Here is a 12,292-nt window from a genome sequence, read left to right as displayed (position 1 = left end):
TTTCCAGAACTTGTAACAACTTTAATCCCATGAGAAAAACCCGAGGCTCTGCCTCAGGTCATTGGTGTAAATCCATTCTTATGTGCTTGTGAAGAGAACAGTATTGGCTTATTTCAACAACACTTTTCTTCCTTTTCGATAGAGTAAAGTTAATATCCAAGGTATGGCTACAATTAATACAAAGACAACACCATTGTAGACATTAAATAGTAGAATTGAGCCCGGCATGTGAACCTTATATTTCCATAAGGAGAGCAAGGCAGGATGCATCAGGTAGACGCCAAAGGAGACCATCCCCAGCGAGACGAAAAACTTCGCCACGCGCTTCGACCTCACTAGGAGCTCCTTAGCCATCCAGATCATGCTCACGCCGATGCCCAGATTGTATAACAACCACGCGATTTCATACCACGTATTTTCAAACGTGTATCCTCTAGATGCTAATAAATACAGCCCCGTGTACACCAAACCGCTCAAGATTGAGGACGGAATAACCCACCCTTTGTTGCGATCCAGCCACGCGCGGAAATTACCGTAATTCATCCCAATGGCTCCGCCAATGAGGAAGTAACCGAAATAGGTGATACAGAGCTCAGGTTTATGACTGATAGGACCAACCCAGTGGCTATAGATATATACACCAGACTGCACCGCTAGCCCCCATAACGCCAGTGTTTTACGAAACCAAGCTGCATTCCTTACAGCCCATACAAGCAAAGGAAACAGCAAATAGAACTGCACAATAATGATCATAAAATATAAATGATAGCCGGAATCTGCCCATTTTAGCTGTTGGAGAAATACACTTAAGTCTACTTTAAATGGATGCCCAGGCGTCCATAGCCACGGATTATATATATAGTAGAAAAAGGACCAAATGATATAGGGGACCAGCACTTGCCGAACACGTTTCCAATAGAAGATGCCTGCTTGCTTAGCGCTCCAATTATCCGCATAAATATAGAACAACACGATGCCGCTCAAAAAAATAAAGACGGGAACAGCGAAATAACTTATTTTGTTCAAAAATAAAATAAACAGCTGCGTACTGCTGCCTTTCAACGCTGGATCCACTGTCCAGTCTGCCGTTACATGAATCAGAACTACAGCCAAAATGGAAATGGCTCTGACAATATCAAGCTCCGTAATCTTTGCTTTTGCCATGTCGGTTTACTATCCTCATTTCATAATAAATACCCCTTAACTATAGACATTTTCGACACGTTTCGCAACATGGGGATACGCAAAAAGAGCTCCAATCGCATGGAATTGGAACTCTGCGTCACAGCTGTTTCGTTTGCCCTACTTTAACTTGACGTTTTCGCGATGACAATTGAAATCTAACCAGCATTAAACCAACTAAAATGATCGCGGTTGCGATATACATCGTGGCTGCCCAGCCTTGTTTACTGTCTGTCCCTAAGAAGATGCCATGCAGAAGGGACAATGCAAATATGGGATATGACAACATGTGAAGAGCTAGCCATACCTTTCTTTTCAACTTATTCCGAATATCCGTAGTAAACAGGACAAGAAGTAATCCATACATGGCGATAGTGCCCATGCCGTTTAACACGGGGTTATTTTTAGCTGAAAAAGGGATTAACAGTTCCGCCCAGTCGAAAGGCATGAAAGTATCTATAATAAGAAGAACCGTATGAAGGAGTGCGAAGCCCGTTCCTGTTAAATTGGTATACGTGTGCCAGCGGAGCAATTGGCCTTTCTTGTGCCCTTTGAACTGCGGAAAGCTATAGGTGATACCGATTGCCATGCCAACGAATAAGGTTAGATAGGAAAGTATCCCAAAGGTTCGAATTAGAATCCAAGTAGGTAGATCAATCAAGAGATGAATCATAAACTTCTTTCTCCTTTCAACCCTGTCCAGGAATGTTCCAAGCTGCCGTGAAGCGACTTCGCTTGAAACACATCACCAACGGAGGTATATAACAGTGCTTCCATACCTTGTGATCTACGTTGGAAGAGGGCGACGCCTTCCTCCTTACCGAGCATGCACAACACTTTTGCCCAAACCTCACAGGCTATTAAATCTTGGCCGATAACGGTGCACTGCACAACACTTGACTGGCTTGGCTGCATCGTGCGTGTATCTATTAGGTGATGCATTTCCCCTGCGTTCGTTAGCCAACGTCTACGCAATATGCTGGAAGTAGCTACAGCACCTGTTCGTAATTGAAGTGTGACTTCCTGGGCTGGATCCGTCTCAAAGGGATTGGCAATCCCAATACACCAAGGCTCACTCTCTGCAGCCCCTCCCCATACCCGTACATCTCCACCAGCATTAATGAAGCCTCTACGTACTAACCAATCTGTTTGCAGACGATTCGCAACATGCTGTGCTGTCCAGCTCTTCACAATCCCACCGAAATCCATCTTCTGGCCAGCCAATATGCGAACTGATTTCATCCAAGGGTCCACTTGCAACGCCATACCAGAGTGTGGGTGAGGGTTCGGTTGCTCAAGCTCCATCATTTGTTCCTGTATGCTCTCAAAGGATTGTCGATATCCAGCCCGCTCCATCGCTTGTCCAACACAAATATCAAAAGCACCATTCGTTTGTTCCTGATAATGTCTTGCTAGCTCAAGAACTTCGAGCATGCTGTCAGAAACAAAACTTAGCTGCCCGCTTCTCGCATTGAGATAGGAGCATTCACTTGTCGGAAGAAATCGGCTAAACCGCTGCTCGGAAATATCGAATCCTTCCAAAACAGGGATTTCAAGCTCAGCGGTTGGTGTGTCCGATTCCAGTAAGACTTGTATGTGCGAATTCATCGCATGAAATGCAAAATCACGAAACATGTATTCCCTCCCCTGTCCAGACTCAATGCTAGGATGCGTGACTTCTGGTATGGGTCTTGGTCTGATTGGACTGTTGCGATTGTGGAAGTGATTGCGAGGATGAGTCCTCTGACTGATTGACCTGATCTCGACTACTTCCACTGCGCTGTATCCTATTATTTGAATTTCGACTGAAAGCTTCTGATGGTGGCATATCTAGGCTTTTCTGTGCAATCACGGCTGTCGTATTCAGCTTAGCATTCGATGCTTCTCGAACAGCCGTAAGAAATTCGGGGCTCTCTTTGACTTCCTGAAACAAATAGACAACAATCATCGCGCTAACGAATCCGATCTGCCACTTGGTCCATTTGGAGGATGCTTTCATGCTTAACCCATCCCATCTCAATGAATAAGAATCTAAGCTCATTATACGCGGTAAAGGACTTAAAATCCTGAGTAAGCCCTAAAAATTAGCTGAAAACTCCCTGAAGTTATGTTTGAAGAATGGGCGCTTTCCTTCCGGTGCCTAGGCACAAAGGGAAATATGTCCTCATATGATGGAGTAGTTTACTTTGCATAAACAGCAATATCGCCACGACCAGATAAGAAAGTATTCGCTTCGGTTTAACGAAACAGCTTTCTTGTTGGAGATAAAATCTACCAAATATAGGGATCTTTGGTCGGAAACCAAAGTCTCTCCTTTCCCGGGGCCCCCACAAAGTAATGTAGAAACGCATATCGAAGAAAGTCAAGACGCCGACCGGGCACTCACTCGGTGCGACGGACTTTGCTTCGGAGATTCTCGTCACTTTGCAGGGGAGAATAGCGGTCGATCATCCTTGAATGGCCTCGATAGGGATTTTGTCATGCTGGAAGGAGTGTTCACTATTGACCAGATCGAAAGTTGGCGTAACCATTCAAAACACCAGCATCTTTTTGGATGATCGGACCGTTGTTCTAAGTGAATCCATTGCAAGAAAGTGGAAAGTTCCGTCCAACCAAATGATTAACATGCGATTCGGCTCATCTCAGCAGGATGTTAAAGTGGTCACAGCTGCTGTACCGAATAGTCTCCGTGTCGACCCTGCGCTTGCAACTAAGATAGGTCTTCATCAAGGGGCTCGGCTTACGATCAACTATAAGCCAACTTCGAATACAATGTCGATTGGACCCTTAATTGGTGTCATGATAAGCCGCGTTAACGCGAGTTCCACAACCCGCCCTTTTGGTCCAATCACCACTTTTTGTAAAGAATTGACCGATGCGTGTAATCAGATGGGGGCTAGCGTTTGTTTCTTCCCGCCGAAAGAAATGCACGCAAATCCGCAGTCACTTTCTGCTTATTCTTATGCTAATGGTTCTTGGAGTAAAAGAACGTTCCCGATCCCAAATGTCATTTACAATCGTCTCACCTCACGCAAGTACGAGAATATGACCAATGTTCAACAGTTCATGAAGGACGTTAAGTCCCGATATGGCACGGAAATCTTTAATGAAAAATATTTGAACAAGACAGAGGTTTTCGAGGCTCTGCGGAAAGATAACTCGTTGCATAGCTACTTGCCTGAGTCTTATCTTTTCAAAAACTTTCAAATGCTGAAATCTATGGCTGCTCGCCATGGGACGCTATTTCTCAAACCAATTACTGGAAGCCTCGGCAATGGGATTATCCGTATTCGCAGAGAAGGCCTTGGCGAAGCCTATACGGCTCATTCTACAAGCCTTGCAGGAGTTCGCAGACAAACATTCCCTACTCTGCTTGCCGTATTTCAGTCCATTTCCGGGAAACTCAAGACACAGCGCTATCAAATCCAGCAAGGACTTGATCTCATATCATCCGAGGGGAATCCAATTGACTTCCGAGCACTTGTGCAACGGGGAGAAAAGGGCGAATGGGAAATCACATCCATTGTAGGTCGGATTGCGGGTAGCCAGCACTTTGTTTCTAACCTGGCACGAGGTGGATCCTTATCCACTGTACCGGCTGCGCTTGCCAAAGCCTCTTTCTCCACGACTGCCGCTCGCGCTTCGATTATTCGTCGTTTACGCAAGGCCTCTTTGGATATTGCCAAAGGGATCGAGACCCAAATTCACAGTCATTTCGGTGAATTAGGTATTGATCTTGCCGTTGATCGATCAGGTCGAGTATGGCTGCTCGAAGTAAACTCCAAGCCATCTAAGGATGATAATACAGCACTCAACACCGACAACAATAAAAATAAAATCAGACCATCTGTAAGAACTTTAGTAAAATACGCTCGTTTTCTAGCGAAGCATTGAGGTGAAATATGCGATTGCGAACACAACGACCCTTGTTAGGCATCATGGTTACCGAACTGAACAGCGAACTTCCCTTTGCAAGCTCGAGTTTCTATCAGAGTCTTACAGCACATGGTGCTAGCAAAGGGATCGATGTGTTTGTTTTCTCGCCAAATCGCATCGATTGGATGCAAGAGAGGGTAAGAGGCTATATGTATGACCCTACACAGCTAGCATGGATTACCAAGCTCTTCCCCCTTCCTTCTCTCATCTATGATCGCTGCTTCTTCAGCAAAAAACGTAGTTATCTCACCTATCAATATCATGTACGCAAGCTGCGTGAGATCCCATCCATTCGATTCCTTGGCTACGGTCTTGGCGGAAAGTGGGAAGTGGGACTGATTCTGCAAAAAGATCCCGTCTTACTGCCCTACTTGCCAGAGACCAGTAGACTCCGAAGTGGACATCAACTTGAAAGTTGGTTACAGAACCATTCCGACGCATTCTTGAAGCCTCAAGGCGGGAGTCAAGGCAAAGGTGCAATTCATATACACAAAGAGGGCCCCCTGTTTAGGCTGCTAGGACGAGATGGACGCAATCACCCCCTCTCTGAAGAGTTTCAGGAGTGGTCCACTTGCTGGCAATGGCTGAAGCAGAGAATAGGCTCACGTCCATATCTCTTGCAACACTATTTACAGCTCCACTCGATGAATGGGATGTCCTATGACGTACGGTCACTAGTCCAGAAAAATGGTCGAGGAAACTGGGAGCATACGGGCATGGCCGTTCGCGTTGGAAAGCCGGGAAGCATCACTTCCAATCTACATGGCGGAGGCACTGCCGAAGATGTCAGCGAGTATCTAACTCGAGAATTCGGGGAGATGAAGTCCGAGCAGCTGATTGCTACCATAGCTATGCTATCTAAACACATCCCGTCTGTTCTCGAATCCAACCATGGTCGATTAGCCGAGCTAGGCATTGATTTCGGCATTGATACCAGCGGACGCGTGTGGATTCTTGAAGTGAATTCAAAGCCGGGTCGAACGATATTCGCACGTTTGCATAATGAGCGAGCACGTTCGAAATCAATTGCAAATCCGATCCACTATGCTGGATTTTTGTTGAACAAACAGCTGAGCTGAAGGTAGCTAAGCTTTGTTTGAACGTGCTCATGGGGGCAGAATGTCATATCTGCTTGGTTTGACACGGAAAGCCCCGTAGGGCAACAAGTTTAGGAGGGTAACCTAATGAGTTTGACATCGTGTATGCTCCACGCCGTACAACGAACAGATAGATCGGTCTACTTAACAAGTGATCTCGCCAAAGCTTTACGGTTAACCGGAATCAAATCCATTACTGTAAAGGTTGGGAGTAAAGGGACTTCGTTACCGGTCCGTTTGATCAAAAAAAGTGGTCAGCATATGTACATCCCGCTTTCCCTAATGGCCTCCTTGCGTATTCCTCGCACAGGGAATGTGTTAGTCGCTAATACCAACAATAAAGAGCTTCGCATCGGTCCACTTATTGGCGTGTTAACCAATGTGGAAAGTGGTACATCGCCATTCGGTTCCAAAACAGGTTTCATACGCCAAGTCATCAATACTGGCTCTCACCGTTCTTTCAGCTTCGCATTCAGTCCTAAGAGTGTGAACTGGATTCAAGAGACCGTATCAGGCATTATTCCCAAAGAAGGCGGAGGTTGGATGCGCAAAACCTTCCCGCTTCCGGATGTCATTTACAATCGACTATCTAGCCGGAAAGCAGAGAAATCAGCCGGTATGGAGGGATTTAAAAATCGCTTTGTGGGGCGGGGTATTCCGATCTTTAACTGGAGCTTTTTTGATAAATGGGATGTTTACAAAATGTTAGATGGTGACGATGCCTTTCGCTTCGTACCTGAATCCAGAATTAATCCCACCGCAGAACAAATCAAAGAAATGCTTGATAAACATAAATTTATTTACTTAAAACCAACAGCAGGCAGCCTTGGCATTGGCATATATCGGGTTACCTACAATCCGAAGCGCGGTTATTTCGTCCGCTTCCGGAAAGGGAATAAAAATGTCCTCATTCGTTATTCCAAATTTGAAGGTTTAATGCAGATGCTGGGAACAGGACGTGGCCGTTTAGCAAGCTATGTCGCCCAACAAGGGATTCGACTCATCGAAATTGATAATTGTCCGATTGACTTCCGCTTCCACTTAACGAAAAATGGCAGTAACCAATGGGTTGTTGCCGCGATCGGGGCTAAGAAATCGGGAAAAGGCAGTGTCACAACGCATATCCGTAACGGTGGGCAGCTCATGACACCTGAGCAGGTTCTTCGTATAGTTTATGGGGCACGCGGGGAACAGATTCTTGAAAATGCCAAGGAAACAGCGATTAAACTTGCGCAAGGCATTGAAAATAATTATGATCATCTGCTCGGAGAGCTGGGCTTCGATATCGGGATAGATCAAAATGAAAAAGTGTGGATGTTTGAAGCTAATGCCAAGCCAGGTCGATCCATTTTCAAGCATCCCTCGCTGAAAGACGGAGATACTGCCACCCTTCAAAGCGTGTATGAGCATTGTCTTTATTTGAGCCGTTTCCGCTCAAGGAGGGAAAACTAATGGGTTTTACCCTTCATGAGAAAGCTCCTAAACCAACACTAGCTATCCTAACTGTGAAAGACAGTTCCCGTGTATTTCGTGGAAATTTAGATAACTTTCTAGACCTGATTCATACCGGTGAACGCTATGGCCTAGATGTATATGTCGTTACTACCAAGGACTTCAGTATTTCGAACTCAGAAATGTACGGTTATCGCTTTCGTCCAAGTGCTAAAAAGTGGAGCAGGGAACTCGTTCCCTCTCCTCAAGTTGTTTACAATCGCATCCCTTACCGGAAAATGGAAATGAGACCTGAGGTCCAGCAAACGATTCAAGCTTGTAAACGCAGCACCAGCATTCATTTATTCAATCCTTCCTTTTTTAATAAATGGACATTATTCAGTTGGTTAAATAACGCCAAAGAAAGTAAGCAGTTCATGCCAGATACCCTGCAAATGAAAGAAGTATCTGATCTCTCCCAATTATTACAGAAGCATCCTGTACTCTACTTGAAGCCTGTTAAAGGTAAAGCCGGAATGGGCATTATGCGTATAGATCGTGTTAGCACCAAGGGCAGCAATGGACAATATCGTCTTAGTCGCCTTGATGACAAGAAAATGGTCTATAGTTATCATAACAGCTCGGAAGACATCTGGCATGAATGGGAGCGTCATAGCGGCGGCCAAGATTATATCGTTCAACAAGGGATTGCGCTAACCAGATTCAAAGAACGCGCTTATGATCTGCGAGCTCTAGTCCAGAAAACAGCAAGAGGAGAATGGAGTGTCTCTGGGATTGGTGCCCGCGTAGCAGGAAAAGCCAGCATAACCACACACGTTCCGCGCGGTGGTTCCATTGATGAACCAAGGAAACTGCTTGCTTCTGTTTTCGGGCCCAAAGAAGCCAAAAACATTCTAAAACGGGTTCGTCAAGCCGTGATTACACTGGCTACACAAATAGAGAAATCATCAGGCAATCCGCTTGGTGAAATGTCCATGGATATCGGTGTTGACACATCTGGACATATTTGGTTTTTTGAAGCGAATTCGAAACCTATGAAATTCGATGAACCTCGAATCCGCCAGAAATCACTTGAACGGATTATTCAATACAGTCTGCATTTGATCAATACTCGGAGAAGAAGGTGATTATGCTTGGCTCAAGATCGACTAGGCGTACTCGCTATTTATTTAAACAACTCACGACTTGAGGAACTGTCTTACTTCAAGAAGCTTAGCAAGGAAGGTAGGCGGCTAGGCGTTCAAGTCGAAGTGTTTACTCCGGCGGATGTACAGGGAAATGCCGTGCGAACTCTCACATTTGATTCCAGTCGAGGAAGATGGCTTCGGAAGTACACAACATTACCTCCCATTATCTATGATCGCTGCCGCTATAGAGCCGCGGCGAATTATCATATGCTTCAAGCTTTTCGCAACCGCCATGCCAAGCTCATCTATTTGAGCAAACCGCTGGCCAATAAATGGGCGATGCATCAAACCCTTTCCCAAAGCAGCGCCATTCGCCCTTATCTACCTTCAACCGTTCGTTACAGTACCATCAATGAGTTGATGAGGTTTCTGAAGAAACATAAGCTCATTTATGTAAAACCGAAGAATGGCACCGGTGGAAGAGGAATTCTTCGTATTGAACAGATTTCCACTGATCTCTATTTGTTACAGGGCAGAAATCAATACCGTTCGATCATTGCTCCCTTCAGAGCGAATGAAAAACAGCTCGCCATCAAGCTGCATACGCTGAATCTGAGCCCTGACTATGTCGTTCAGCAGGGGATCCATCTAACACTGAATGATGGTCGTGTTCATGACTATCGGTTGCTTATTCAGAAAAATGGTCAAGGCGCGTGGGAAGTAACCGGGTGTGCAGGAAGAATTGGCCCTCATCGCAGTATTACCTCCAATCTTCATGGAGGAGGTACGGCTGTAACGCAAGATCGCTTATTAGGATATCGTTTCTCCTCTCAAGAGAAAATTGCAGACATCAAAGACGAGATGAACGATTTTGCCTATAAGCTGGCCGACTATTTGGAGGTCAAATTCGGCAAGCTGTGTGAATTGGGCATGGATATCGCCGTAGATCCCAAAGGCAGTGTCTGGCTGCTCGAAGTGAATCCGAAGCCATCACGGGAAGTATTTCGCAGGATCGGTCAGCACGCTACCTACCAGAAGGCCGTAACAAGGCCACTAGAATATGCGCTTTGGATGCTGAGACAAAAAAAAGGTGCCGATGACAGAACTGATTAATCGAACACTAAAATAACAAGCGAATCACCTTGTTGGGTGAACGCTTGTTATTTTTTGGATTACATAGCTTTAACGGTCTTTCCTGCTTATACCAGAAGAGCTTGATGGCTGATCGTTGATTTCTCAATTTGAATGGTCGCGTGCGTAATGCCAAACCGCTTTTCAATGAGGGTTATTCCTTGTTGCAGGATATCTTGGCTATCCTTGTCATCCTTGATCAGCAAATGACAACTCATGGCATCAATACCTGATGTAATCGTCCACACATGCAAATCATGAACGTCAATGACACCCTCGATTCCTTCTAGGACTTGCTTAACAGAGACGATAGAAATGGAACTTGGTGTTCCTTCCATCAAGATGTGAAGGGTTGATTTCAGGACGCCCCAAGCGCCTTTTAAAATAAGTAGAGACACAATGATGCTAATGATAGGATCTGCCGCATACCAGCCAAAGATCAGCATCACAGCGCCAGCTATGATCGCGCCTACAGAACCTAACGCATCGCCTAAGATATGCAGATAAGCACTGCGTAAATTCAGATTTCCATGTACATCACCCTTACGCATGAGTGACCAAGCGCTTAGTAAATTGGCGATTAATCCAATGCACGCAATGAGCATCATGGACCCGCTAGCAACGGCAGCAGGATGGAGGAATCGTTCAATCGCTTCCCATATAATGAGTCCAGCAATGACGAATAACGTCACCGCGTTAAAAAGCGCCGCTAATATTTCAATACGATGAAATCCAAAGGATAAACGAGCTGAGCTAGGCTTCGCTGTAAACCATAGTGCCAGGAGGCTCAGAGCCAGCGCACCAGCATCGCTCAGCATGTGACCCGAATCAGACAGCAGTGCCAAACTGTTCGTCCAGAGACCGCCAACCAATTCAAGCACCATGATACCTGCCGTTATACCTAGCGCGATCAGCAGCCCTTGTTTATTGCCCGAATGTCCATGGTGATGACCGTGACCATGATGATGGTCGTGGTGATGACCGTGATGCCCAGCTTCATCGTGAGTGTGGCCCTCATGGCCATGTTGTTCATGACTTTTATCTTCTCCGTGGTCATGTCCACATGTGTGTTCCTTTTTCGAATCATGCTGATGCATGGCATTCCCTCCCCAGTTGCTCCCTATTTCCTCTTGAATTTATATATATGAATGATTGCTCATATGTTAATAATAAATAAGCATGCTTGCCAGTGTCAATAGGCTTCTCCAAAAATGAGAAAAACTTGTATCGATGTCCTTCGAGGATGAGCGACCGTCGCCAATTAGCAAGACGTTTTCGGAAACCGAAAACTCATACTCTCTAAAGTGGAAAAAGACCGATTCATCTCTCCACGTATGGTGAGCTTGAATCGGCCAACTCCATCTGCAACTAGAATCGCTTACTCTTAGGTACCTGTTGCTGTCTTATTCGCCCCTGCTTCAATTACGTCAGGGTCTACTGTAATTGTAGCACTGAATACGGTCCCAGATATCGAGAAGTCCCCCGTGATTCCTCCGCCAGCGCCTGAGTAAGTTTTTGAAGCACTCGTGGGGGCAATAACACACGTATCTCCGTTAATCAGGTTCCCTTCATTCCTAATAATATTGAATATTCCTACAAAAGAAGGCATTCTGATCAGCACCTTTATCTCTCAATGTGCTACAGTGTATGCCCAAGGCTCCCGCTTTGCGACTGACCTGAGAGAATTAAGATATATAGTCCAGCAGCTCAGCAAATCGTCCAATTCGGATATGTGCACCCTCGAGTTCGCCAGATTCACGGAAGCCCGCATAGTCGCAAGCGGCGACTGTCAGGTTATTGCGAAGTCCTGCTTCTACATCTGAAGAGCGATCTCCAACCATCCACGCGGACTGAATACCGTGTTCTTCGAGCAAAATTTGGACTAAATCTACTTTGGATCGTGTTTGGTACTCTCCTGCACTATATAAACCTTCGAACAAATGCGCTAGCCCCATCATAGTGATGACTTGTTTGACGTAATCTTCTAAGCCATTGCTGGCTACAAATAAACGAACACCTTTGGCATGCAAGATCTGCAAGGTTTCCGCCACACCTTCGTATAAGACCCCGCGGCCCTCCTGAAGTCCCTCAACCTGGTACTTGATCAATAACTTATCAGCCTCCTGATGTACGGCAACAGACGATTCTGGCATTACACGCATCCAAATTTGTTCAAGGAGCATGCCTAACGCACCGAGAATTCGCTCTTCTGGCGGTGTCTCTCCTTCATATATACCTTTGGCTCTAAGTTCGTCGAAGGTCGCATGGTACGCTGGTAATAATAAAGTTTCTGTCTGAAATAACGTCCCATCCAAATCAAAAAGCATTGCTTCTGGCAGTTGTCCCCGAGTAGTCATTTTCTTACTC

At 45.6% G+C, this 12,292-nt stretch carries 12 protein-coding genes; 5 read left to right on the top strand and 7 right to left on the bottom strand.

From position 1 onward, the window contains the following. Positions 1–108: 108 nt before the first annotated feature. The 4 genes from ASG89_RS09695 to ASG89_RS09680 all read right to left on the bottom strand — a co-directional run bounded on the left by ASG89_RS09695 (position 109) and on the right by ASG89_RS09680 (position 3,181). Positions 109–1,164 (bottom strand): acyltransferase, encoded by a 1,056-nt coding sequence (locus ASG89_RS09695; RefSeq protein WP_057310389.1) that lies wholly within the window; start codon positions 1,162–1,164, stop codon positions 109–111. A gap of 118 nt (positions 1,165–1,282) precedes the next feature. Next, positions 1,283–1,855 (bottom strand): ferric reductase-like transmembrane domain-containing protein, encoded by a 573-nt coding sequence (locus ASG89_RS09690; RefSeq protein ID WP_057310388.1) that lies wholly within the window; start codon positions 1,853–1,855, stop codon positions 1,283–1,285. Beyond that, the gene (locus ASG89_RS09685) at positions 1,852–2,817 is read right to left on the bottom strand and encodes an FAD:protein FMN transferase (protein WP_057310387.1); all 966 of its coding nucleotides are present in this window, start codon (positions 2,815–2,817) and stop codon (positions 1,852–1,854) included. The genes ASG89_RS09690 and ASG89_RS09685 overlap by 4 nt, the downstream gene beginning before the upstream one ends. Before the next feature lie 28 nt (positions 2,818–2,845). Further along, on the bottom strand, positions 2,846–3,181 hold the full coding sequence (locus tag ASG89_RS09680) for a hypothetical protein (RefSeq protein WP_057310386.1): 336 nt from the start codon (positions 3,179–3,181) through the stop codon (positions 2,846–2,848). Positions 3,182–3,684: 503 nt separating this feature from the next. On the opposite strand from ASG89_RS09680, the gene ASG89_RS09675 reads away from it, so the two are divergent. From ASG89_RS09675 to ASG89_RS09655, 5 genes are all read left to right on the top strand, one after another. Further along, positions 3,685–5,076 (top strand): YheC/YheD family protein, encoded by a 1,392-nt coding sequence (locus ASG89_RS09675; RefSeq protein ID WP_057310385.1) that lies wholly within the window; start codon positions 3,685–3,687, stop codon positions 5,074–5,076. Positions 5,077–5,090: 14 nt separating this feature from the next. Continuing rightward, positions 5,091–6,197 carry a YheC/YheD family protein gene (locus tag ASG89_RS09670; RefSeq protein WP_162259691.1) on the top strand — a complete coding sequence of 369 codons (1,107 nt, stop codon included), beginning with the start codon at positions 5,091–5,093 and terminating at the stop codon, positions 6,195–6,197. Positions 6,198–6,302: 105 nt separating this feature from the next. Beyond that, a complete protein-coding gene (locus ASG89_RS09665) occupies positions 6,303–7,667 on the top strand; it encodes a YheC/YheD family protein (RefSeq protein ID WP_057310383.1) in 1,365 nt (454 codons plus the stop codon). Then, positions 7,667–8,794, top strand: a complete 1,128-nt coding sequence (locus ASG89_RS09660; protein WP_057310382.1) for a YheC/YheD family protein — start codon at positions 7,667–7,669, stop codon at positions 8,792–8,794. Before ASG89_RS09665 ends, ASG89_RS09660 begins: the two co-directional genes overlap by 1 nt. Positions 8,795–8,800: 6 nt before the next feature. Then, on the top strand, positions 8,801–9,907 hold the full coding sequence (locus ASG89_RS09655) for a YheC/YheD family protein (protein ID WP_057310381.1): 1,107 nt from the start codon (positions 8,801–8,803) through the stop codon (positions 9,905–9,907). Between the two features lie 86 nt (positions 9,908–9,993). Here ASG89_RS09655 and ASG89_RS09650 read toward each other — a convergent pair whose 3' ends face one another. The 3 genes from ASG89_RS09650 to ASG89_RS09640 form a co-directional block, all read right to left on the bottom strand. Next, complete coding sequence (locus ASG89_RS09650) at positions 9,994–11,022, bottom strand: cation diffusion facilitator family transporter (RefSeq protein ID WP_057310380.1); 1,029 nt, start codon at positions 11,020–11,022, stop codon at positions 9,994–9,996. Positions 11,023–11,309: 287 nt separating this feature from the next. Continuing rightward, a complete protein-coding gene (locus ASG89_RS09645; RefSeq protein ID WP_057310379.1) occupies positions 11,310–11,534 on the bottom strand; it encodes a spore germination protein in 225 nt (74 codons plus the stop codon). Between the two features lie 76 nt (positions 11,535–11,610). Next, entirely contained in the window at positions 11,611–12,282 is a 672-nt protein-coding gene (locus ASG89_RS09640) for an HAD family hydrolase (protein ID WP_057310378.1), read from the bottom strand. Positions 12,283–12,292 lie beyond the last annotated feature (10 nt).

Origin of the sequence: Paenibacillus sp. Soil766, from assembly GCF_001428105.1 — a bacterium.
Taxonomy (GTDB): Bacteria; Bacillota; Bacilli; order Paenibacillales; family NBRC-103111; genus Paenibacillus_E.
This window is presented reverse-complemented; position numbering and strand designations above follow the sequence as displayed.